A 21,868-nucleotide genomic window follows, 5' to 3' on the forward strand; every position below is an offset into this window, starting at 1 on the left:
CTGCGTTCAGCGCCCCGGAGCAGGCTCCGGGGCGCTTTTTCCTGCAGATGACCGTCACCGCCGTGCCGTCATCGTGCCCTCCACCGCGAACAGCTGCTCCTCCACATGGTCGAGGGCCAGTCGCAGCGCGCCCGTTGCCACGGCCGCCTCGCCCAGCAGCGACAGGGCCACTTTCGGGGGCCGCAGGCAGTAGCGCGCCAACTCGTGGCGCAGTGGTTCCAGCACGCCGTCCAGTCCGGCCGCCCAGCCGCCGATGACGACGAGTTCCGGGTCGAGGGCCAGCACGAGCGCCGCCACGTCGTGCACGAGGCGCTGGATGAAGCGGTCGACGGCCGCGCGGGCCCGCTGGTCGCCCTCGCGCGCCTGCGCGAAGACCTTGGCGACGGCCTGCTCGTCCAGGGGGTGCAGGGGCTCGTCCGTGGTGGACAGCAGCGTCTCCGGGGTGACCTCGCGGCCGAGCAGATGCAGGGCGCCGATCTCGCCGGCCGCCCCGCCGTAGCCGCGGTGCAGCTGTCCGCCGATCAGTGCGCCCGCGCCCGGGCTCAGCCCGGCCAGCACGAACACGACGTCGTCGGACTCGATGGCGGAGCCCTTCCAGTGCTCGGCGACCGCCGCGGCGTTGGCGTCGTTCTCGACCAGGACCGGGCACTTGAAGGAGCGGCTCAGCCGCTCGCCGAGGCGCAGCCCGGTCCACTCGGGCAGTGCGGTCCCGAGCCGAACCGTTCCGTCGGCCTCGACGATCCCCGGCGTGCCGACGCCCACGGCCCGCAGGGAGCCGCGTGCGATCCCGGCCCGGCGCAGCAGCTCGGCCACCGCGGTGCGCAGCCGTTCCAGGCGCTCGTCCGCCGAGGCCGTCTCGTCGACGTCCTTGGCCTGCGCGCCGATCACCCGGCCGTCCAGGTCGGACAGGAGCGCGGCGACGCGATGCGCCCCGATCTCCAGGCCCAGCAGATGACCGGCCTCGGCACGGAACCGGAACCGCCGGGCGGGTCGTCCCTGCCGCCGCACCACACTCTCGTCGGCCGCCTTCTCGACGACGTAACCCGCCTCGATGAGCCCCTCGACCACACCCTCGACGGTCGGCCGGGACAGTCCGGTCACCCGGGTGATCTCGGTCAGCGTCGCGCAGTCCGTGGCGCGCAGCGCGTGCAGCACCACCGCGGAATTGATCCTCCGCAGCAGCGAGGGATCCCCGCCGGTCAGCCGTCCCAACGTCCGTCCTCCCAGCTCGTGCGCGTGTTGGCCGGATCGTACTCGGCGCGGCCAACCCCGGCGAGTGCCGGGATGCACGAGAGGGCCGGCCGGGCCCACCGACCGGATCCGGTCAGACGGACACCGGTGCCCACGGACGGCTTCCGGTCGGTCGGCCACCGGCCCGCCGACGGGTTCAGGTCAGCCGGGCGCCACGAACCCCGACTCGTACGCCGCGATCACGGCCTGCGTACGATCCCGCGCGCCCAGCTTCGCCAGTACGGCGCTGACGTGCGACTTCACCGTCTCCGTCCCGACGACCAGCCGGGCGGCGATCTCCGCGTTCGACAGCCCGCGCGCCATCAGCCGCAGCACCTCGGCCTCCCGCTCGGTCAGCTGGGCCCGCTCCATCACGGCACGGGCCGCGCGGTTGCCGCCGTCGTCGCCGTACTCGGCGGCGAGCTGCCGCACCGAGGCCGGGAACAGCAGTGACTCGCCCTCGGCGACCAGCCGCACCGCGTGCACGATCTCGGCCGGCCGCGCCCGCTTCAGCAGGAACCCGTCGGCACCGGCCCGCAGCGCCTCGTACACGTACTCGTCGTTCTCGAACGTCGTCACCACGAGGATCTTCGGCGGCTCGTCCACCGTCCGCAGCACCGCGCGCGTGGCCTCGATGCCGTCCAACAGCGGCATGCGTACGTCCATGGCGACCACGTCGGGCCGCAGCTGCCGCACCAGCGGGATCACCGCCGCCCCGTCGGCCGCCTCTCCGACGACCTCGATGTCGGGCTGCGCCTCCAGCACGGCCCGCAGACCGGCACGGACGAGAGGTTCGTCGTCGACAAGGAGAACGGTGACCGGCATCCGGCCAGCGTAGATCAGCGCAACGGCAGCTCGACCTGCACCTGCCAGTCGCCCTGGTCCGGCCCGGTGTACGCATGTCCGCCGAGCAGGGCCGCACGTTCGCGTATACCGCGCAGGCCGCTGCCCCGTCCGGGGCCGGGTATGTCGGCGGTGAGCGGGTTGCGGACCTCCAGGCCGAGACTGCCGTCGTCGACCTCGATGCGGACCCGGACGGGGACGGCTCCCGCGTGCCGCAACACGTTGGTCAGCGACTCCTGGAGGATGCGATAGCCCTCGCGGGAGACCGGCCCGGGCACGGTGTCCAGGGGGCCGGTCATGTCGACGTCGACCTTCGCCCCGGAGGCGCGGGCCGACTCCAGCAGACGGTCGGCGTCCGTGAGCGTCGGGCGGCTGCTGACAGGCCGCTCCGACTCGCGCAGGATGCCGAGGACGCGCTCCAGGTCCTCCAGGGCCGCCCGGCCGGTCTCCTCGATCGCGCCCAGGGCGCGGTCCGTGAACGCGGGATCGCCGGCCGCGCGCGCGGCACCCGCCTGCACCACGGCCACGGTCAGCGCGTGGCCGATGGAGTCGTGCAGTTCGCGGGCGATGCGGGTGCGCTCCAGGAGTTGTTCGGTGCGCTCCTCCATGGCGGCGAGGCGCTCGGCGGGGGAGGGGCCGAGGAGGCGGCGGGCGAGGGCGGTGATGAGGCGGCCCGAGGCGACCACGGTCGCCGCCAGCGTGACCAGCGCCAGGGGCGCGAGCAGGATGTGCCACCATTCGTGGCCGTCGGGGAGGAACAGCACGCCCTCCTCGACGTCACCGCCGAGCGCCGCCGACACCAAGTCCACTGACGCGAGGAGCAGTTGGACGGTGAGCATCGAGGTCGCACAGCCGAGCAGCAGCCGCATCTCCAGCCAGACGACGAGCCGCCCCCTGTCGCTCCAGGAGGCGGACGGCGCGACGACGATGTCGGTGCTCTCACTGTCGTGCTGGTGACCGGTCAGCAGCAGTCTGGCCTGCAGCCCCTCCACGGTGCGCATCGCGGGCACCAGCCCGACCGGGGCGAGCGCCGCGGCCGCCACCACCCAGGTCCACCACGCCTCCTCGATGAACAGCCACATGCTCGGCCACACGACGGCGATGAAGAGATGCAGCAATCGTGTGTACGTCACCGCCCGGCCGAACGGGCGCAGAATGCGGGCCATTTCGTCATCGTGCCAGCCGCCACCGACAACGGACCTCCCCCGCTCGGGGGAGACGGTCTCCCCACGCGGGGGAGGCCCCCGCCCCGCTCCGGCGGCCAGGCTGCTGCCATGACCAGCATCGACGTCCAGAACCTCACCAAGGAGTACGGCACCCGCCGGGCCGTGGACCACCTCACCTTCCGTGTCCTGCCCGGCCGCGTCACCGGCTTCCTCGGCCCCAACGGCGCCGGAAAGTCCACCACCATGCGGCTGGTGCTCGGCCTCGACCGGCCGACCTCCGGCTCCGCCACCATCGGCGGACGCGCCTACGCCACGCTCCGCGAACCCCTCCACCACGTGGGCGCCCTGCTCGACGCGCAGGCCGCGCACGGCTCCCGCACCGGCCGCGACCACCTGCGCACCCTGGCGGCGAGCAACCGCATCCCGGGCAGCCGGGTCGATGACGTACTGGAGGAGACAGGGCTCGCGTCGGTGGCGCGCCGCCGGGTGAGGACGTACTCCTTGGGCATGCGCCAGCGTCTGGGCATCGCGGCCGCCCTGCTCGGCGACCCCGAGGTGGTCCTGCTCGACGAGCCGTCGAACGGCCTCGACCCCGAAGGCATCATCTGGATCCGCGAGTTGCTGCGCCGGCTCGCGGGGGAGGGGCGTACGGTCCTGGTCTCCAGCCACCTCATGAACGAGACCGCGTCCTTCGCCGACCACCTCGTGGTCCTCGGGCGGGGCCGTCTGCTCGCCGACACCCCGATGCGGGAGTTCATCCACGCGCGCGTGCGGCCCCGCGTACGCATCCGCACCTCGGACCCCACCGCGCTCAAGGCGGTTCTCGCCCGGCACGGTCACGACGCCGAGGAGCACGAGGACGGGTACTGGACCGTGCGCCACGCGCGCGTGGAGGACATCGGCCGTCTCACGTCCGCGGCGGGCGTGCCGATCCTCGAACTGGCGCCGCAGGAGGCCACGTTGGAACAGGCGTACCTCGACCTGACCGCCTCGGAGACCGAGTTCACCGCCCAGCCGTCCATGACGCAGCCGCAGGAGGCCTGACATGACGTTCGCACCCGTGCTCCACGCGGAGTGGCTGAAGATCCGCACACTGCGTTCGCTGTGCGGGGCGCTGCTCGCGCTGTTCGCCGCGACCACGGCGTTCTCCGCCGTCGCGGGTGTCTCCGAGACGTCCGACCCCGAGTTCGACCCGCTGTTCATGGCGCTGTCCGGGGTCGCTCCCGGCCAGATCGCCGCCATCTCCTTCGGTGCGCTGGCCGTGTCCTCGGAGTTCCACGGGGGTGGGCTCCGGCTGGCCTTCGCCGCGATGCCGCAACGCGGACGGTGGTTCGCGGCCAAGGTGATCGCAATCGCCGTACCCGCCCTGCTCGTGGGGCTGCTCACCGCCTTCGCCGCCCTCGTCGTGGCACGGGCCGGCCTCGGCGACGCGGCAAGCGGACTCACCGTGGGCGAGCAGGTGCGCGGGGTCGTGGGCTGCGGGATCTACCTGATGCTGATGGCACTCCTCGCGGCCGGCCTCACGGCCCTGCTGCGCAGCGGGGTGGCCACGCTGTCCCTCCTGATCCCGTTCGTCCTCGTCGTCTCCTTCGTCATCGGGGACGCGTCGGGCACCGTCGCCGACTTCCTGCCCGACAAGGCCGGCCAGGTGGTCCTGTACGAGACGTACGACGGGACGCTGGGGCCGTGGTCCGGGCTCGCGGTGACCTCTCTGTGGACGGCGGCAGCGCTGCTGGCGGGGGCGTACAGCATGCGACGCCGGGACGCCTGACGCCGGGGATGTCTGACACCACGCCAATTGTCAGTGGGGCCGGGTTTACTGGACCACATGAACATCGCACGGCACATCGCCCTCATCGACGAGCTGTGCTTCCGTCCCTTCCCGGCGGAACACGGCCCGTCGGACGTCGGCGTCGGGGGACCCGGCTACCACGAGGCGGTGTTAGAGAGAAGTCACGGCGCCGCGGACGGCGACTGCGGGGTGCGCGCCACGACGGTGGAGCAGTACGAGAAGTACCGGGACGCGCTGTACGAACCACTGGCGCAGCGCTGGGGACACGAGGACCCGGTGAACCTGCACACCACACTGTTGCGCACCGAGCGGGAGGAGATACCCGAGCCGTGGGCCTCGCTCAGCGCCCGCGCCCGCCTGACGTACCTCTGGGAGGCGGTGGGGACCGGCCGTTGGGTCGCGGTGGCCGTCGCCGACCGGGACGAGTCCGACGAGGTCAGGCTCCTCGCCGTGGTCACGGAGGTCGCCCCGCCGTGACCGGGCGCCGCTAGGGCCCCTCCGCCGCCGCCCGCAACCGCGCGAACTCCTGAGCCATCGTCGCCGCCGTCCAGTGCGCGTTCAGCCCGCTCGGATTCGGCAGCACCCACACGCGCGTGTCCCCGATCGTCCGCTCCTGCGGCCCCACCCGGGCCTTGCGGTCGTCGAACGCGGCCCGGTAGGCGGTGACGCCGACGACGGCCAGCCAACGCGGCCGCAGCCGCGCCACCTTGAGCGCCAGCAGCCGACCGCCCTCCCGGTACTCCTCCGCGTCCAGCTCGTCGGCCCGCGCGCTCGCCCGGGCCACGACGTTCGTGATGCCGAGCCCGTACGACAGCAACTCCCGCTGCTCGGACGGCTTGAGGAGCCTCGGAGTGAACCCGGACAGGTGCAGCACCGGCCAGAACCGGTTGCCGGGGCGGGCGAAGTGGTGGCCCGTCGCGGCCGTCATCAGACCGGGGTTGATGCCACAGAAGAGCACGCGGAGACCGTCCGCGACGATGTCGGGTACCAGTCGGTCGCGGGCGGCCTCCAACTCCTCGGGGGTGAAGCGCGTCAGAGGATCGCTCCGGGGGTGTAACCCGCGGCCTCCGGGCGCTGCTTCACGATCTCCTCGATACGGCCGACGACCGTGGCGACCTGGTCGGCGGCGGCGCCCGTGAAGGACAGCTTGTCGGCCATCAGGGCGTCAAGCCGGGCACGGTCGAGCGGGATGCGCTCGTCGGCGGCCAGCTTGTCGAGCAGCTCGTTGCGCTCGGCGCCCTGCTCGCGCATCGCCAGCGCGGAGGCGACCGCGTTCTCCTTGATCGCCTCGTGCGCGAGCTCACGGCCGACGCCCGCGCGCACCGCGCCCATCAGCACCTTGGTGGTGGCGAGGAACGGCAGATAGCGGTCCAGCTCACGGGCGACGACCGCCGGGAAGGCGCCGAACTCGTCGAGCACCGTCAGGAACGTCTCCAGCAGACCGTCGAGGGCGAAGAACGCGTCAGGCAGCGCGACGCGGCGCACCACCGAGCAGGACACGTCGCCCTCGTTCCACTGGTCGCCCGCCAGCTCGCCGGTCATCGACGCGTAGCCGCGCAGGATGACCATGAGTCCGTTGACGCGCTCGCAGGAGCGGGTGTTCATCTTGTGCGGCATCGCGGACGAGCCGACCTGGCCCGGCTTGAAGCCCTCGGTCACCAGCTCGTGCCCGGCCATCAGCCGGATCGTCTTCGCCAGCGACGACGGGGCCGCCGCCAGCTGCACCAGCGAGGTCACGACCTCGTAGTCCAGCGAGCGCGGGTAGACCTGGCCGACCGAGGTGAAGGCCTGCGAGAAGCCCAGGTGCCCGGCGATCCGCTGCTCCAGCTCCGCGAGCTTGGCCGCGTCCCCGCTGAGCAGGTCCAGCATGTCCTGCGCCGTGCCCACGGGGCCCTTGATGCCACGCAGCGGGTAACGGCCGAGCAGCTCCTCGACCCTGCCGTACGCCACGAGCAGCTCGTCGGCCGCGGTCGCGAACCGCTTGCCGAGGGTCGTCGCCTGCGCGGCCACGTTGTGCGAGCGGCCGGCCATGACCAGCTCGCCGTACTCGCCCGCCAGCTTCCCGAGCCGCGCCAGTACGGCCACCGTGCGGTCGCGCACCAGCTCCAGCGAGAGCCGGATCTGCAGCTGCTCCACGTTCTCGGTGAGGTCCCGGGACGTCATGCCCTTGTGCACGTGCTCGTGCCCGGCGAGGTCGTTGAACTCCTCGATCCGCGCCTTCACGTCATGCCGCGTGACCTTCTCACGCTCGGCGATCGAGGCCAGGTCGACCTGGTCGAGGACGCGCTCGTAGTCGGCGATCGCCGCGTCCGGCACCTCGATCCCGAGGTCCTTCTGGGCCCGCAGCACGGCGAGCCAGAGCTGACGCTCCAGCTTCACCTTCTGCTCGGGCGACCAGAGCGTGGCGAGCTCGGCGGAGGCGTAGCGTCCGGCGAGGACGTTCGGGATGCGGGGCTTGGCGGGAGCGGAAGTCACGTGTACGGATTCTACTGGCGATTCCTGCAGGCCAGCGCCATGGGGTGGTTTGGCGGAACCTACGAACGCCGTGGGGCCGCGTCCGTGATCTCCGCCGGCACATCGGTATGGCACAACTCCGGCGCGCACCAGCAGGCCGGCGCCTTCCCGCGCAACGCGGGCACCAGGTCCGGCAGCTCCGGCCGCTCCAGGAGATGCGCCGGGTACTTCGCCATGACCTCCGCCCGCGTCCCGTCCCGCTTCCTCGTCGGAGTGTCGTAGGCGAACGGGTCGTACAGCGGATGCCGGGGCAGGTCCCAGCCGCCCATGGTCCAGCGGCGGCCGACATGGACCACGTCCTCGGGGGCGTGTTCCAGCCGGGGGCCGTACTCGTGGATCCGGCCCCTGACGTTGATCACCCGCGTGGCCATGGCGGATTACCCCGTGGGCCCCTCGTACGGCAGCAGGTCCGGCCGCTTCGGCGGCAGCCCGTCGCCAGAGGAACGACCCGTCAGCCGGCGGCCTATCCACGGCAGCAGGTACTGCCGGGCGAAGCGGACGTCGGCGGCCCGGCGCGCGGCCCAGCCCGGCGGCAGGGTGAGCGGCATCGGGGTGCGCCACTCGGTGTCCTCGGGCTCGTAGCCGAGGGACTGCCAGACCGCCTCGGCGACCCGGCGGTGTCCCTCGCCCGTCAGATGCAGCCGGTCCACGTCCCACAGGCGCGGGTCTCCCAGCGAGGGCGCGCCGTACAGGTCGACGACCAGCGCGCCGTGCTTCTCGGCCAGCTCGTCGATGCAGACGAACAACTCCTCCATGCGGGGCCGGAAACGCTCCAGGACCGGGCCCTGGCGCCCCGGGCTGCGCATCAGCACCAGCTGCTTGCAGGACGGGGCGAGCCGCTCCACGGCCTCCGTCAGCAGAGCGCGCACCCGCCCCATGTCGCACTTGGGGCGGAGCGTGTCGTTGAGCCCGCCGACCAGTGTGATCACGTCGGCCTGCATCGCCGCCGCCACCTCGATCTGCTCGGCGACGATCTGCCCGATCAGCTTCCCGCGCACCGCGAGGTTGGCGTACCGGAAACCGGGGGAGTGGGCGGCCATCCGCCCGGCGAGCAGGTCGGCCCAGCCCCGGTAGGAGCCGTCCGGCAGCAGGTCCGACATGCCCTCGGTGAAGGAGTCGCCGACCGCGACCAGGCTGGTGTGTGTGGGGTTCTTCTGCATGGCGTCAGAGATGGTAACCCGGGTCCATACCCATCGGTCGGTCGGCCCGGGCCCCCACCTCGCCGATCACGCCCGTTGCCCGAACAGCTCCCGCAGCACGTCCTCCATGGTCACCAGACCGGTCAGCCGCCCGTCCGAGCCCAGCACGGCCGCGAGATGCGTACGGCTGCCCCGCATCGCCGTGAGGACGTCGTCCAGCGGCGTGCTCTCCCGTACCCGGGCGCTGGGCCGCATGTCCTGCACCCGGAACGGGAGGTCCCGCGGAGTGGCGTCCAGCGCGTCCTTCACATGCAGGTAGCCGACGATGCGGCGCCCTTCGTCCACCACCGGGAAGCGGGAGAACCCGGACTCCGCCGACAGCCGCTCCAACTGTTCCGGAGTGATGCCCACGCGCGCGTAGACGACCCGTTCCAGGGGGAGCACCACGTCCCGCACCGGTCGGCGCCCCAGCTCCAGCGCGTCGCGCAGCCGCTCCTGCGCACGGTCGTCGATCAGACCCGCCTCGCCGGAGTCCCGCACGATCCGGGCCAGCTCGGCGTCCGAGAAGGTGGCCGCGACCTCGTCCTTGGTCTCGACCCTGAGCAGCTTCAGCAGGGCGTTCGCGAAGGCGTTGACGGTGAAGATCACCGGTCGCAGCGCCCGGGCCAGGGCGACCAGCGGCGGGCCGAGCAGCAGGGCGCTGCGCACCGGCTCCGCGAGCGCGATGTTCTTCGGTACCATCTCGCCGAGCAGCATGTGCAGATACGTGGCCAGGCTCAGCGCGATCACGAACGAGACCGCGTGTCCGGCACCGGCGGGCACGCCCAGCGCGTGGAACACCGGCTCCAGCAGATGCGCGATGGCCGGCTCCGCGACCACGCCCAGGACCAGCGTGCACAGCGTGATGCCGAGCTGCGCGGCCGCCATCAGCGCGGACACGTGCTGCAGCCCCCACAGCACGCTCTTCGCACGCCGGTCGTCCTGGTCGGCATACGGCTCGATCTGGCTGCGGCGCACGGAGATCAGCGCGAACTCGGCGCCCACGAAGAAGGCGTTGACGACGAGGGTCGCCAGTCCGATCAGCAACTGGATGGCGGTCACTTGCCCTCCACCTCCGTCATTCCCTCGATCAATGGCGCGTGCAGCAGCAGCCGTGCGGCCCTGCGGCCCGACGCGTCCACCACGTCCAGCCGCCAGCCCGCGACCTCGACCCGGTCACCGACGGCGGGGATGCGGCCGAGCTCCGTCGCGACGAGGCCGGCCAGGGTCTCGTAGGGCCCCTCTGGCGTTCTCAGGCCGACGCGGGCGAGCTGGTCGGTGCGGGTGGAGCCGTCCGCGGAGTACAGGGTGCGGCCGTCGTCGTCGGTGCCCGCCGGGGCCAGGCCCGGCGTCTCGTGCGGGTCGTGCTCGTCCCGCACCTCGCCGACGACCTCCTCGACGATGTCCTCCAGCGTGGCCACGCCCGCCGTACCGCCGTACTCGTCGATGACCACGGCCATCGTGCGCTTTCCGGACAGCCGGTCCAGGAGCCGGTCGACGGTGAGGGACTCCGGGACCAGGAGCGGCTCGCGCATCAGCTCGGACACGGACACGCGCAGGCGGAGCCCGGCGGGCACCGCGAGGACGTCCTTGATGTGCGCGGTGCCCACGACCGAGTCGAGGTTGCCGCGGTAGACCGGGAACCGGGACAGGCCGGTCGCCCGGGTCGCGTTCGCCACGTCCTCGCAGGTCGCCTGGACGTCCAGGGCGATGACCTGCACGCGCGGTGTCATCACGTTCTCCGCGGTCAGGTCGGCGAGGTTCAGCGTCCGTACGAACAGCTCGGCGGTGTCCGCCTCCAGGGCGCCCTCCCGGGCGGAGTGCCGGGCCAGCGCGGCCAGCTCCTGGGGCCCGCGCGCGGAAGCCAGCTCCTCGGCGGGCTCGAGCCCGAAGATGCGCACCGCGCGGTTGGCGGTGTTGTTGAGGTGGGTGATGAAGGGGCGGAACGCGGCGCTGAACCAGCGCTGCGCGTTGCCCACCCGCTTGGCCACGGCCAGCGGCGAGGAGATCGCCCAGTTCTTCGGCACCAGCTCGCCGACCACCATCAGGAACACCGTCGACAGGGCCGTACCGAGCACCAGCGCCAGGGAGCTCGCCGTGGAGCGCGAGATGCCGACCGATTCCAGCGGGCCCGCGATCAGCGCGGCGATCGACGGCTCGGCGAGCATGCCGACCACCAGGTTGGTGACCGTGATGCCGAGCTGCGCGCCGGAGAGCTGGAAGGTCAGGCTCCGTACGGCCTTCAGGGCACCGGCCGCGCCCCGCTCGCCGCGCTCCACCGCGCGTTCCAGCTCGCTGCGCTCGACGGTGGTCAGCGAGAACTCCGCGGCGACGAAGGCACCACATATCAGCGAGAGCAGGATCGCCAAGAGCAGGAGGAGTACTTCTGTCATCGGGTCACCTCCGTCCCATGGTCGGACAGGGCAGGGAGGATCGCGCGATGTCGCGTACTGGGAGGCTCGCCCATGGGCGGACGCTCACACCTTTCATGGAGTACCGAGTGGCCCACCAAGGGTAAAGGATGGGCAAAAGAGTGCGTTCGGTGGTCGGTTCCCCAGGTCCGTCAGGCCGTGAGGGGCTTCACCCAGCGTCGCCACTTCTCCTCGGGCGCGTACCCGGCCGCCCGCCACGCGTGGTGCGCGGTCTCGTTGCGCGTCAGCACCATCGCGTCCCCGCGGCGGCCGCCCAGCCGTACGAAGCGCTCCTCGGCGGCCGTGAGCAGGGCGCCGCCGATGCCGCGGCGGCGGCGGTCCGGGTGGACCGCGAGCCGGTACAGATGGCAGCGCCAGCCGTCGAAGCCCGCGATCACCGTGCCGACCAGTTCCCCGTCGAGCTCGGCCAGGATCAACGCCTCGGGGTCGCGGGTGACCAGCCGCTCCACGCCGCTCCGGTCGTCGCTGATGCTCGTACCCTCGGCGGCCACCTTCCAGAAGGCCAGCACGCTGTCGAGGTCGTCGGGCGTCGCGGCCCGTATCCGCAGGTCAGTCATACGACGATCCCATCACGCCCGCCGGACCGGGACGCGGAGTTCCAGCATCCGGACGGTCATCGGCCCTGCAAGCGAGCGACCACCGGCGCGAACGCCTCCATGTACGGCTCCAGGACGGTGAGATACGAGAACCCGTACCGCTCGCGCTGCGCCAGCACCTTCGCGGTGATCTGCTCCAGGGTGCCGGCCAGCACGAGGGGCAGTTTCAGGGCCTGATCGACGGTCAGGTCCGGCACCCGCTCCACCAGGGGCCGGACGGCGGCCTCGGGGTCGTCGGTGACCACCACCAGCTGGATGAGGAGGTTCAGTTCCGCCGGTTCCGCGCGCCCCTTCGCCAGGTCCCGGTACCGGGCCACGCGCTCGTCGAGTTCCTCGGGTGTGATCGGCAGCAGCTTCCCCACCGTGTTCCCCGGCACCGGGCGGGCGCCGGTGAAGGCCGCGATGTCGGCGTGCTCGGCGGTGAGCCGCAGCATGCGGTCGCCGTTGCCGCCGACCATGAGCGGCACCTTCCGCACCGGCTGCGGCAGGGGGGTCCCCCGCTCGGGGAAAGTCGAGAGTGGGGGAGATCGGGGGAGCCGAGGAGCCGCTCCAACTCCTCGATCGTGTGCTGCAGATGGTCCACCCGTTCGACCGGCGAGCCGTACGGCAGCCCGGCCGTGTCGTGCTCGGCCTGTACGTATCCGGCGCCCAGGCCCAGTTCCAGGCGCCCACCGGTCAGCGCGTCCGTCGTGGCGACCTCGCGGGCCAGCAGCGCGGGGTTCCAGAAACCGGCGTTGAGGACGAACGTGCCCAGCCGTGGCCGCTCGGTCGCCTCCGCCGCCGCGACCAGCGCCGGGAACGGCGCGACCATGCCGAGATGGTCGGGGACCAGGATCACGTCGTACCCGAGCTCCTCGGCCCGACGGCACTTGGCGCGCCACTCGTCGGCGGGGGCGGGGACGATCATGCTGGCACCGAAGCGGAACGGACGGGACATGAACTCTCCTCAGCGGCAAGCGATTTGAGTACCCGCCGCGATTCCGTCACTCGTGCGCGATGGCCGCCAGCACATTCATGCGGGATGCACGCAACGCGGGCAGCAGCGCCGCCACCACACCCACCACCGCCGAGCCGACCACGACCGCGACGATCGTGCCCCAGGGGATCGCGAGCGCGTTCATGCCCTGCAGCGCCAGCACCTGCTGGGTGCACACGCCCCACACCAGCCCCAGGGCGAGCCCCAGCACCGCGCCGAACACCGCGATCACGACCGACTCCAGCCGGATCATCCGGCGCAGTTGCCGCCGGGCGAGCCCGATGGCCCGCAGCAGACCGATCTCCCGGGTCCGCTCCACGACCGACAGGGCAAGGGTGTTGACCACGCCGAGGACCGCGATGACGATCGCGAGCCCCAGCAGCGCGTACACGAGGTAGAGCAGGACCGCGATCTGGTCGTGGACCAGCTCCTTGTAGTCGGCCAGGTCGCGCACCTGCACCTGCGGATACGGGTCGAGCGTCCGCTCGAGGCCGGCACGCAGGTCGTCCGCGCTCGTCCCGGAGGCCGCGTTCACGTACAGCGTGGAGTCCTGGCCGCCCGGCGCGAACCTCTCCAGCGTGGCCAGGCCGAAGTACAGACCGCCCTGCGTGCCGAACCCCTCGGCGGCGTCCTGGTCGGTGAGGGCGCCCACGGTCAGTTCGGTGGTGCGTCCGCCCTGGAACTCGACGGGGATCGCGCTGCCGACCCGGACGCCGTGGTCGCGCGCGAAGTCCAGGTCCATGGCGAAGCTGCCGTCGGCGAGCGCCGCCGCGGTGTCTGCCTGCGCGTACGTGATGTTGGCGACCTCGTCGAGCTGCGGGTCGTAGGCCGCTGCGGTCGTCTCGACCCGGTCGCCGTCCGGCAGCCGTACGGCGACCGGCGTGAACCGCGACCTGACGACGAGACCGACGCCCTCCGTGTCCCGCACCGCGTCGGTGACCTCCTGCGGGAAGGGCAGGAAGTTGCCGTTCTGCACGACGAAGTCGGCGCCCAGCGTCTCGTCGATCTGCTGGTCGAAGGACTCGCTCATCGAGGCGCTCGCCACCGACATCCCGCCGACCAGGGCGAGGCCCACCATCAGCGCCGCCGCGGTGGCGCCGGTGCGGCGGGGATTGCGCAGGGCGTTGCGCTGGCTCATCCGGCCGACCGACCCGAACAGCGCGGGGAACGCGCCGCCGAGCACCCGGATGACCGGCCGCACCAGCAGCGGGCCCGCGATCACGGTGGCGAGAAGGGTCAGGACGATACCGAGGCCCAGCAGGGAGGCCGCCGAACCGGTCTCGGACGCGGTCACGCAGCCGACGAGCGCGGCCGCGCCGGCCGCTCCCACGACACCGCCGACGATCGCCCGCGTCCTGAGCGGCCGGCCGATCCCGGCGATCTCGGCGTCCGCGAGAGCCGCCATCGGCGAGACGCCCGCCGCGCGCCGGGCCGGGAGGTAGGCCGCGACGAAGGTGACGCCGACACCGACGACGTACGCCGCCACCGGCGTGGTCCAACCGATCACCATCTCGCCGGCACGGATGTTCATGCCGATCGCGTTCATCAGCTCGATCAGCCCGGCCGCGAGCCCGATGCCGGTGGCGAGGCCCAGCGTGGAGCCGACCAGGCCGAGCAGCAGTGCCTCGGTGAGGACCGAGCGGCGGACCTGGCGCCGGTCGGCGCCCAGCGCGCGCAGCAGGCCCAGCTCGCGGGTGCGCTGGGCGATCAGCATCGAGAAGGTGTTGACGATGAGGAAGACGCCGACCAGCACGGCGATGCCGGCGAAGCCGAGCATGACGTACTTGATGATGTCGAGGAATCCGCCGAGCTGTTCGACGTCCGACTCGGCCTGCTCGTCTGCGGTCCGGTAGTCGTAGGTGCCCGTACCGAGCGCGGCGGCCACGCGCTGCTTCAGCTGGTCGTCGCTGACGCCCTCGTCGGCGTCGACCGAGATGCTGGTGGCGGCCTTGGCGTCGCCCAGCAGTTTCTCCCGCGCGGTCTCGGGGTCGAGGAAGAGCAGCGCGGCACCGGGGTTGGTGGTGGTGAAGGTGGCGATGCCGACGACCTCGACCTTGAACGATCCCGGGCCCGCGATCACGGTGAGCGTGTCGCCGATCCGCACGTCCTTGCGGTCGGCGGTCTCCGAGTCGAGCATCGCCTGGGCCGGTCCGCGCGGGGCGTGTCCGGAGGTGAGCTCCACGGGGCTGCGCTCGTCCGGGTTCCAGTCGGTGCCGATGGTCGGGGCGCCGGTGGTCGGACCGACGGTCTCGTTCTCGTCGTCGACGACGGTGATGTTCTCGACCTCGGCGTCCGAGCGCGCGGCGGCGACCCCGTCGACCCGGGCCACGCGGGCCGCGAGATCGGCCGGCAGGGTGGCCGTCATGCCGGACGGCACCGCCTCGTCGAGGTTCTCCTTCGGGCTGACGGTGACGTCGGGCGCGGTCGAGGCGAAGAGCCGGTCGAAGGTCCGGCTGAGCGTGTCGGAGAAGATCAGGCTGCCCGCGACGAACGCCACCGACAGGACGACGGCCAGCGCGGACAGCAGCAGCCGTCCCTTGTGGGCGAGGAAGCTGCGGAGCGTCGCCTTCAGCACGGGATCAGTCCTTGTCGAGGGTGACGTCGGACGAGGTGCCTCCGTCTTCGGAGGTGAACGGGGCCCGGGTCACGTCGAAGCGCTTCATGCGTTCCAGGACCCCCTCCGCCGTCGGTCGTTCCATCTCGTCCACGATCCGCCCGTCCCCGAGGAACAGCACCAGGTCGGAGTGGGCGGCGGCGCCCGGGTCGTGGGTGACCATGACGACGGTCTGCCCGAGCTGGTCGACGGCCTCGCGCAGGAACCCGAGGACTTCCAGGCCCGCCCGTGAGTCGAGGTTGCCGGTCGGTTCGTCCGCGAAGATCAGCTCGGGCCGGGAGGCGAGCGCGCGGGCGCACGCGACGCGCTGCTGCTGGCCGCCGGAGAGCTGGGACGGCCGGTGCCTGAGGCGGTCCCGCAGCCCGAGCGTGTCGATGACCTGGTCCAGCCACTTCTCGTCGGGCTTCTTGCCCGCGATGTCCATGGGCAGGGTGATGTTCTCGGCCGCGTTCAGCGTCGGGATGAGGTTGAACGACTGGAACATGAACCCGATCCGGTCCCGGCGCAGCCGGGTCAGCTCGCGGTCCTTCAGCCCCGTGATCTCGGTGTCGCCGAGCCACACCTGTCCGGCCGAGACGGTGTCGAGCCCCGCCAGGCAGTGCATCATCGTGGACTTCCCGGAGCCGGACGGCCCCATGACCGCGGTGAACCGGCCGCGCGCGATGTCCACGTCCACCGAGTCCAGGGCCAGCACGGTCGTCTCGCCCGAGCCGTACGCCTTGGTCAGGCCGCGGGCGCGGGCGGCGATCCCGTCGGCCGAGGCCTGGCCCGGCACGTGCTGAGCAGCGGGTGTGGACAAGACTGTCTCCTCGCTCCTGGACGTCGCGCACTCCTCGTCCCGGCCGAGGGTAGTGTGACCGGGCCCACACCCGGTATCCCTCGTGGGGGCGAGTCGGTCTCCGCCCCAGGTCGGGTCCCCGATTCCGGTGTAAGGGGCACCTTCCGTGTCGGCGGGTGCCGTGTGGGCGGGTGCCGCTTGGGCGCCTTGCGCGTGCTAGCAATCTGGCGCTAGCTTCGAGGCATGGCGAAGACCCAGCTGAACGTACGTGTGGACGAGGGCACGGCCCGCGCGGCCCGCGAACGCGCCCTGGCCCGCGGCATGAGCGTCAACCGTTACATCGAGGAACTGGTCAGACAGGACACCGGCGAGGTGGGCCACACCTTCGTGGACGCCGCCGCCGACTTCATGAAGCAGTACGAGTCCGTGTTCGCCGAGGAGTTCGGCGCAGAACGCGAGGGCACTCGCGAAGGTCGTCACTGATCCCTTGAGCCACCTGAAGATCGACCTTGCCTGGCTCCTCATGCTCGCCGAACAGAAGACCCCGGGCGATCCCCAGGTCACCGACTGGGGCGCGCTCGTCGCCGCCGTCGCGCGCCACGAGGCCGAGATATTCGACGTCCCCGTCTACGACAGTCCGCACGCGCGGGCCGCCGCGCTGCTCCAACTCCTCATCCACATCCCGGCGTTGGAGCGCTCCAACGCCCTCTTCGCCTGTGCGGTCGCCTACGCGTATCTCGTCGCCGGCGGCCTGAAGGTCGTCACCTCGCCCGAGCAGGTGCGTGACCTGGCCCGGCTGGTCAAGAACGGTGAGGTGTCCGTTGACGACATCGCGCAGGAGCTGCGCCAGTGGAGCCTGTGATCACGGTTCTTCCGGCGCGGGACGCCACGCGGTGCCCAGCACGCAGTACGACGTGGGCAGTGTCGGGCCCTTCTCCGGCATCAGCATCCGCCGGTAGGGGCCGAGTTCGAACCCGGACTCCCGCAGTGCGCCGATCGGGTCCCGGGCCAGATGGCAGCCGCCCATCAGCGGCGGCCACAGCGTGCGGTCCAGAGCGCGCTGGGTGAGGCCCATCGCCCGGCCGCCGCCCCGGCCGTGCTCGAAGAACCGCACCTCGCCGCCGGGCCGCAGCACCCGCCGTACCTCGCCGAGGGCCCGCGACACGTCCCGCACGCTGCACAGCACCAGCGAGATCACCGCCGCGTCGAAGGCCTCGCTCTTGACCGGAAGCGCCTCCGCCGCGCCCGGCACCACGTCGACCGGCACCCCGGAACGCAGGGCGGACTCCACGGCCAACTGCCGCAGCACGTGCTCCGGTTCGATGGCCACGACCTCCGAGACGGTGCCCGGGTAGTGCGCGAAGTTCAGGCCGTTGCCCGCGCCGATCTCGATGACCCGGCCGGACAGCCCGGTCAGCAGCCGCTCGCGCACGCCGGCCATGCCCATCCTGGTCTCGGCGCTCACACTGATCCGGGCGTAGTACCGGGCGAACAGCGGGTGGTGGACGGGGTCGCGGGACACCTTGCCCGATCGGGCGGACCGCAGTGGCATGGCAACCTCCCTGGCAGGCGGGCCTCACCACGATTGTCCCCCGTACGAGCCCGTCGCACCCCCCGCGGCCCGGTCACTCGACGAAGTCGCGCACCTGCTCGTAGACGCCGTGGTCGTTGTTCATGTCGGTGTGCGACACGCAGCCGACCTCGACATTGGTCGCGCCGTTCAGGATCGCGGTGGTGTCCGGGGTGAGCGCGTCGTCGCAGTTCGACCAGTAGCTGGCGTACGACACACTGCCCGGTGTCTCGTCACCGGAGTTCAGCGAGGTGAGGAAGGAACTGCCGGTGTACATCTGCGCGCAGGAGGTGTACAGCCACGAGCACCACGAGGCGGTGGTCGTGCCGTGGTTGGTGCCGGCGGTCGAGACGAAGTCGTCGACGTACGCCGTCCCGCCGAGGTTCTTGAGGTAGTAGCGGGAACTCAGCGCGCCCATCGAGTGCACGACCAGGTCTACCTTCGAGGCGCCGGTCCGGGCGAGCACGTTCTTGATCTCGGTGGCCAGCTGCTGGGCGGTGGTCACGTTCGACTGGGACCAGCTGTACGACCAGGCGTCCAGTTCCGCGGCGGTGTAGCCGTCGGTCTTGAAGTACGCGGCCCAGTCGTCCCAGCTGCTCGACGAACTGCTGAGGCCGTGCACGAACACGATCGGGTCGTGGGTCGCCGCGTGTGCGGGGGCCGCGGACAGGGACAGTGACAGAAGGAGCGGTGCCGTCACGGCCGACACGGCCGCGGCGATGCGACGCTTGGCGCGCTGCATGATGCCTCCTGATACGGGTGGGGTTGTCAGGAGTGTCAGGCCGGGTCTACGCGCGCCGCATCGGTGAAATCGCCGGTCTTTACGGGTGAATTAACTCGCCAGTAACGTCAATGGTGTGGTGACTCCGGTGAACCCCCCGTCTCTCGAACGCACTTCGCCACCGCGGCGCACGGACACGTGCAAGCGGTCCGCTCCCGTGCTCCCCGAGGGCGTCCGCGTGCGAGTGCTGCGTGCCGTGTACGGCGATCCGCGCGCCGCCGCCGAACTCGTACCGCTGCTCACCGAACGGCAGTCGGCCGGTCTGGACCCGCTGCCGACGGAGCCTGCCGAACTGGCCCCCGCGCTGCTGCGCGCACACCGCGCGGAGATCCAGGCGCTGCCCGACGACACCCGCCTGCTCCTGCTCCTCGCGGCGGCCGACCAGTACCCGGTGCCGACCCATGCCTTCCCGCGCGCCGTCACGGCCGCCCGCCTCGACATCCGTCCGCTGGAGGCCGCCGAGGCGGCCGGGATCGCCCAGGCGACGGCGGGCGGGGTCGTCTTCCGGGACGCGTGGACCAGGATCGCCGCGTACGAGACCGGCTCCCCGGCGGACCGGCGCGACGCCCACCGGCTGCTGGCGCGGGTGCTGCGCGGCGACGGCGAGACACCCGGCCGCTCCTGGCACCGGGGTGCGGGCGCGCTCGGCCCGAGCGGCCGGCTCGCGGCGGAACTCGGGGCTGCCGCCGGGAGGGCGCACGACGCGGGCCGGTTCACCTCGGCCCGCGCCCTCGCCGAACGCGCTGCCGCGCTCAGCCCCCACCCCCGTGAACAGTCCCGCCTCCTCGCCTGCGCCGCCGCGTACGCCTGGCACTCCGGCGACGGCGACCGCGCCCGCCGGCTGGCCGCCGCCGGCCACGAGGAGGCACTGACCGGCATCCTCGCCCTACGGGCGGGCAACGCTTCGGAGGCGTTCGACGCGCTGCTGGGGGCGGCGGTGCGGCGGGCCGTGGGGGAGCGCGAGAGCGGGGAAGACGAACGCCCCGCCGCCTCGTCCGGCCGGGCCGAAGGCGCGGACAGGGATGGCGAGTTGCGCCACACGCCGACCGGGTCCGCGACGTACGGCGGGCAGGAACAGGCCGTGCCGGGCGCGCCCGGAGCGTACGCACCACAGGGAGCCGACGGGCGCGCCGGCGCGGCGGCAGACCGGCGCCCGACCCGGGAACGCCCTGACACGAGCGGGACGGGGCAGCCTCCCGGCCCCCGGGCTTCAGCGCGCCCGGCGTCCGCCGCACACGCCCCCGACGCCACCGTTCACGCCCCCGGCGCTGCGCGTTCCGCCGACTCCGAGGTGAGCGATGCCGGCATCGCGGCTCCGCACGCCTCCGCACACTTCCCCGGCGCGCGCCCCGACCCCACCTCCGGAGCGCGCGCCGCCGACCCCGCCGCTCACCTCCTCGCCCGCGCCACCGAAGCCGCCATCTACACCGGTGACCTGCGTCGCTGCCGCGAGGCGGCGCGGGTCGCCGATCGGCTGGGGATCGTGCCGCCCGGCACGCTCGGTGGTCTGGCCGCCGCTTTCGACGGGCGGTACGAGGACGCGCGGGATCTGCTGATGGCGGCGGCCGGGCGGTGCGGTCCCGGTGGGGACCCCACCCTGCTCATTCACTCCGGCATCGCCGCGCTCCTGCTCGGCGACCACACCCTGGCCGCCACCGCCACGCTCCGCGCGGCGGCCTCGGCCCGGGCTCGGGGCGCGGCGGCCATCGTGGTGCAGGCGATGGAATTCCGGGCGTACGCCGACTTCTGGACGGGGCGCCCCCGGGCCGGGGAGGCCGCCGCGGCGGACGCGCTGGGGGAGGCGTACGCCACCGGTCAGGACAACGGCGCCTGTCATCTGCAGGCCGCGCTCGCCATGTTCGCGGCCGTCACCGGCGACGCGGACGTCTGTCGCGAACGTGCCGCGGCCGCACGGTCGTACGCCCTGGCCCGTGGCCTCGGCCTGCCTGCCGCGCTCGCCCAGTGGGCGCTCGCCTACCTCGACCTCAGCAGCGGCCGTTTCGCCGCGGCGGCGGCCAGGCTGCGCGCCCTTGCCGGGTTCGGCCCCGGCCACGGCCACCGCGCGATCCGGCACCTGGCCACTCCGCACTACGTCGAGGCGGCCGTCCGCACCGGCGACCCCCGGGTCGCCCGGGCCGCCCACGCCGACTACCACCGCTGGGCGAGCGCCGTGCTCAGCGCGGACGACCTGGCCCTCAGCGCCCGCTGCCGGGCACTGCTGGCGCCGGGCGGGGAGGCCGTGGAGCACTACCGCAACGCCCTCGACCTGCACTCCCACGGCACCCGGGACTTCGAACGCGCCCGCACGGAGCTGCTGTTCGGCAGCACACTGCGTCGACTGCGCCGCCGTACCGAGGCACGCGACCGCCTCCACAGCGCCCTGGAGGCGTTCGACTCCTTCGGTGCACCGCACTGCGCGGCCCAGGCCCGCACCGAACTCCGTGCCCTGGGCGCACCGACGGCACCCGCCCTCACCACACCGGACAGCCCCACCGACCGTCTCACCGCCCAGCAGCTCCTGGTCGCCCGGATGGCCGCCGAGGGCGCCACCAACCGCGAGATCGCCGACCGCCTCGCGCTCAGCCCGCGCACGATCGACCACCATCTGCGGGGAGTCTTCACCCGGCTGGGCATCCGCTCCCGCATCGAACTGGTGAGGCTCCTCGGCGAAGCCGACGGCTAGGGAGCCTCCCGCTTCACAAACGCCTCCGCGTCCCACGTCCCGTCCAGTCGCGGCGCCAGCCAACCCGGCGCCGCGGCGCGGAAGTCGGCGGGATCGAGGGACCCGGCGCCGGCGGGCAGCGCGCCCAGCAGCGGGGCCCCGGACACGTCCGGCAGGTCCGCCAGATTGCAACGCGAGGCCAGATCCGGTGCGTCGGGCCAGCTGCCGATCACGATGCCCGCCAAGCCAAGCCCACGGGTGCGGAGTTCACGGGCCGTCAGCTCCGTGGTGTTCAGCGTGCCCAGGCCGGCCGACGCCACCACCAGCACCGGCGCCGCCAGCAGCCCGGCCGCGTCGGCGACCGTGCCGCCCGCCGCGTCGAAGCGGACGAGCAGCCCGCCCGCCCCCTCGACCAGCACCAGGTCGTGCTCGGCGGCCAGCTTGGCGGCGGCCTCGGCGACCTCGTGCGGATGCACCGGCGCCCGCCCCGCCCGCCGCGCGGCCGTGGCCGGCGCCAACGGCTCGGGATACCGGGCGAGTTCGGTCGCAGTCACGGCACCCGCGAGCCGCGCCACCTCGTCGGCGTCCCCGGCCTCGTCCGGCCGTACGCCCGTCTGCGCGGCCTTCAGCACGGCCACCGACCGTCCGGACGCGAGCGCGGCGGCGGCGACGGCGGCGGTCGCGACCGTCTTGCCGACCTCCGTGCCCGTGCCCGTGATCACCAGTACCGGCATGT

The 21,868-nt window shown here is 72.6% G+C and carries 21 protein-coding genes and 1 pseudogene; 6 read left to right on the plus strand and 16 right to left on the minus strand.

The window, feature by feature from the left end; translation table 11 throughout:
* Nucleotides 1-54 precede the first annotated feature (54 nt).
* The 3 genes from ADK57_RS21055 to ADK57_RS21065 all read right to left on the minus strand — a co-directional run bounded on the left by ADK57_RS21055 (nucleotide 55) and on the right by ADK57_RS21065 (nucleotide 3,239).
* On the minus strand, nucleotides 55-1,212 hold the full coding sequence (locus ADK57_RS21055) for an ROK family protein (RefSeq protein WP_053751042.1): 1,158 nt from the start codon (nucleotides 1,210-1,212) through the stop codon (nucleotides 55-57).
* A 180-nt stretch (nucleotides 1,213-1,392) separates the two neighbouring features.
* On the minus strand, nucleotides 1,393-2,055 hold the full coding sequence (locus tag ADK57_RS21060) for a response regulator (protein ID WP_053751043.1): 663 nt from the start codon (nucleotides 2,053-2,055) through the stop codon (nucleotides 1,393-1,395).
* A gap of 14 nt (nucleotides 2,056-2,069) precedes the next feature.
* Entirely contained in the window at nucleotides 2,070-3,239 is a 1,170-nt protein-coding gene (locus ADK57_RS21065; RefSeq protein ID WP_053751044.1) for a sensor histidine kinase, read from the minus strand.
* A 108-nt stretch (nucleotides 3,240-3,347) separates the two neighbouring features.
* On the opposite strand from ADK57_RS21065, the gene ADK57_RS21070 reads away from it, so the two are divergent.
* Genes ADK57_RS21070 through ADK57_RS21080 form a run of 3 tightly spaced genes read left to right on the plus strand, consistent with a single transcriptional unit; the run spans nucleotide 3,348 to nucleotide 5,508 of the window.
* On the plus strand, nucleotides 3,348-4,283 hold the full coding sequence (locus tag ADK57_RS21070; RefSeq protein WP_053751045.1) for an ABC transporter ATP-binding protein: 936 nt from the start codon (nucleotides 3,348-3,350) through the stop codon (nucleotides 4,281-4,283).
* Nucleotide 4,284: 1 nt separating this feature from the next.
* Nucleotides 4,285-5,010, plus strand: coding sequence for an ABC transporter permease (locus tag ADK57_RS21075; protein ID WP_053751046.1), 726 nt, complete (start codon nucleotides 4,285-4,287; stop codon nucleotides 5,008-5,010).
* 57 nt (nucleotides 5,011-5,067) lie between these two features.
* Nucleotides 5,068-5,508, plus strand: coding sequence for a hypothetical protein (locus ADK57_RS21080; RefSeq protein WP_053751047.1), 441 nt, complete (start codon nucleotides 5,068-5,070; stop codon nucleotides 5,506-5,508).
* Between the two features lie 10 nt (nucleotides 5,509-5,518).
* Here ADK57_RS21080 and mug read toward each other — a convergent pair whose 3' ends face one another.
* The 10 genes and pseudogenes from mug to ADK57_RS21130 form a co-directional block, all read right to left on the minus strand.
* Nucleotides 5,519-6,067, minus strand: a complete 549-nt coding sequence (mug, locus tag ADK57_RS21085) for a G/U mismatch-specific DNA glycosylase (protein ID WP_078973250.1) — start codon at nucleotides 6,065-6,067, stop codon at nucleotides 5,519-5,521.
* Entirely contained in the window at nucleotides 6,064-7,506 is a 1,443-nt protein-coding gene (gene purB / locus ADK57_RS21090) for an adenylosuccinate lyase (RefSeq protein WP_053751048.1), read from the minus strand. The genes mug and purB overlap by 4 nt, the downstream gene beginning before the upstream one ends.
* A 59-nt stretch (nucleotides 7,507-7,565) precedes the next feature.
* Nucleotides 7,566-7,916 (minus strand): DUF4326 domain-containing protein, encoded by a 351-nt coding sequence (locus ADK57_RS21095; RefSeq protein ID WP_053751049.1) that lies wholly within the window; start codon nucleotides 7,914-7,916, stop codon nucleotides 7,566-7,568.
* 6 nt (nucleotides 7,917-7,922) lie between these two features.
* On the minus strand, nucleotides 7,923-8,705 hold the full coding sequence (locus tag ADK57_RS21100; protein WP_053751050.1) for an SGNH/GDSL hydrolase family protein: 783 nt from the start codon (nucleotides 8,703-8,705) through the stop codon (nucleotides 7,923-7,925).
* Between the two features lie 66 nt (nucleotides 8,706-8,771).
* Entirely contained in the window at nucleotides 8,772-9,785 is a 1,014-nt protein-coding gene (locus ADK57_RS21105) for a hemolysin family protein (RefSeq protein ID WP_053751051.1), read from the minus strand.
* Nucleotides 9,782-11,116: a hemolysin family protein gene (locus tag ADK57_RS21110; RefSeq protein WP_053751052.1), complete on the minus strand. Its 1,335-nt coding sequence runs from the start codon at nucleotides 11,114-11,116 to the stop codon at nucleotides 9,782-9,784. Before ADK57_RS21110 ends, ADK57_RS21105 begins: the two co-directional genes overlap by 4 nt.
* Nucleotides 11,117-11,286: 170 nt before the next feature.
* Nucleotides 11,287-11,712, minus strand: coding sequence for a GNAT family N-acetyltransferase (locus ADK57_RS21115; protein ID WP_053751053.1), 426 nt, complete (start codon nucleotides 11,710-11,712; stop codon nucleotides 11,287-11,289).
* Nucleotides 11,713-11,768: 56 nt separating this feature from the next.
* Nucleotides 11,769-12,688, minus strand: a pseudogene (locus ADK57_RS21120) (LLM class F420-dependent oxidoreductase).
* A 46-nt stretch (nucleotides 12,689-12,734) separates the two neighbouring features.
* A complete protein-coding gene (locus tag ADK57_RS21125) occupies nucleotides 12,735-15,302 on the minus strand; it encodes an ABC transporter permease (RefSeq protein WP_053751054.1) in 2,568 nt (855 codons plus the stop codon).
* Nucleotides 15,303-15,306: 4 nt separating this feature from the next.
* Nucleotides 15,307-16,140, minus strand: coding sequence for an ABC transporter ATP-binding protein (locus ADK57_RS21130; RefSeq protein WP_053751055.1), 834 nt, complete (start codon nucleotides 16,138-16,140; stop codon nucleotides 15,307-15,309).
* 222 nt (nucleotides 16,141-16,362) lie between these two features.
* On the opposite strand from ADK57_RS21130, the gene ADK57_RS21135 reads away from it, so the two are divergent.
* Both ADK57_RS21135 and ADK57_RS21140 read left to right on the plus strand, forming a co-directional pair.
* On the plus strand, nucleotides 16,363-16,602 hold the full coding sequence (locus ADK57_RS21135; RefSeq protein WP_053751056.1) for a hypothetical protein: 240 nt from the start codon (nucleotides 16,363-16,365) through the stop codon (nucleotides 16,600-16,602).
* Between the two features lie 4 nt (nucleotides 16,603-16,606).
* Complete coding sequence (locus ADK57_RS21140) at nucleotides 16,607-16,981, plus strand: hypothetical protein (protein ID WP_053751057.1); 375 nt, start codon at nucleotides 16,607-16,609, stop codon at nucleotides 16,979-16,981.
* Here ADK57_RS21140 and ADK57_RS21145 read toward each other — a convergent pair whose 3' ends face one another.
* Together ADK57_RS21145 and ADK57_RS21150 are read right to left on the minus strand one after the other, a co-directional pair.
* A complete protein-coding gene (locus ADK57_RS21145) occupies nucleotides 16,982-17,671 on the minus strand; it encodes a class I SAM-dependent methyltransferase (RefSeq protein ID WP_053751058.1) in 690 nt (229 codons plus the stop codon).
* Between the two features lie 73 nt (nucleotides 17,672-17,744).
* Complete coding sequence (locus ADK57_RS21150) at nucleotides 17,745-18,431, minus strand: esterase/lipase family protein (RefSeq protein WP_053751059.1); 687 nt, start codon at nucleotides 18,429-18,431, stop codon at nucleotides 17,745-17,747.
* A 217-nt stretch (nucleotides 18,432-18,648) separates the two neighbouring features.
* On the opposite strand from ADK57_RS21150, the gene ADK57_RS21155 reads away from it, so the two are divergent.
* Entirely contained in the window at nucleotides 18,649-21,153 is a 2,505-nt protein-coding gene (locus ADK57_RS21155) for a helix-turn-helix transcriptional regulator (protein ID WP_234390340.1), read from the plus strand.
* Here the strand turns inward: ADK57_RS21155 and bioD are convergent.
* Entirely contained in the window at nucleotides 21,150-21,866 is a 717-nt protein-coding gene (bioD, locus tag ADK57_RS21160; protein WP_053751061.1) for a dethiobiotin synthase, read from the minus strand. The two genes, ADK57_RS21155 and bioD, sit on opposite strands and share 4 nt — an antisense overlap.
* Nucleotides 21,867-21,868 lie beyond the last annotated feature (2 nt).

This window comes from Streptomyces sp. MMG1533, from assembly GCF_001279775.1.
Classification (GTDB): domain Bacteria; phylum Actinomycetota; class Actinomycetes; order Streptomycetales; family Streptomycetaceae; genus Streptomyces.

Excerpts from the sequence above, each read along its gene's own strand:
- ADK57_RS21060 (WP_053751043.1), bottom strand. The coding sequence starts at position 2,055 with ATGCCGGTCACCGTTCTCCTTGTCGACGACGAACCTCTCGTCCGTGCC.
- ADK57_RS21065 (WP_053751044.1), bottom strand. The coding sequence starts at position 3,239 with ATGGCCCGCATTCTGCGCCCGTTCGGCCGGGCGGTGACGTACACACGA.
- ADK57_RS21070 (WP_053751045.1), top strand. The coding sequence starts at position 3,348 with ATGACCAGCATCGACGTCCAGAACCTCACCAAGGAGTACGGCACCCGC.
- ADK57_RS21075 (WP_053751046.1), top strand. The coding sequence starts at position 4,285 with ATGACGTTCGCACCCGTGCTCCACGCGGAGTGGCTGAAGATCCGCACA.
- ADK57_RS21080 (WP_053751047.1), top strand. The coding sequence starts at position 5,068 with ATGAACATCGCACGGCACATCGCCCTCATCGACGAGCTGTGCTTCCGT.
- ADK57_RS21095 (WP_053751049.1), bottom strand. The coding sequence starts at position 7,916 with ATGGCCACGCGGGTGATCAACGTCAGGGGCCGGATCCACGAGTACGGC.
- ADK57_RS21100 (WP_053751050.1), bottom strand. The coding sequence starts at position 8,705 with ATGCAGAAGAACCCCACACACACCAGCCTGGTCGCGGTCGGCGACTCC.
- ADK57_RS21110 (WP_053751052.1), bottom strand. The coding sequence starts at position 11,116 with ATGACAGAAGTACTCCTCCTGCTCTTGGCGATCCTGCTCTCGCTGATA.
- ADK57_RS21115 (WP_053751053.1), bottom strand. The coding sequence starts at position 11,712 with ATGACTGACCTGCGGATACGGGCCGCGACGCCCGACGACCTCGACAGC.
- ADK57_RS21135 (WP_053751056.1), top strand. The coding sequence starts at position 16,363 with ATGGCGAAGACCCAGCTGAACGTACGTGTGGACGAGGGCACGGCCCGC.
- ADK57_RS21145 (WP_053751058.1), bottom strand. The coding sequence starts at position 17,671 with ATGCCACTGCGGTCCGCCCGATCGGGCAAGGTGTCCCGCGACCCCGTC.
- ADK57_RS21150 (WP_053751059.1), bottom strand. The coding sequence starts at position 18,431 with ATGCAGCGCGCCAAGCGTCGCATCGCCGCGGCCGTGTCGGCCGTGACG.
- bioD (WP_053751061.1), bottom strand. The coding sequence starts at position 21,866 with ATGCCGGTACTGGTGATCACGGGCACGGGCACGGAGGTCGGCAAGACG.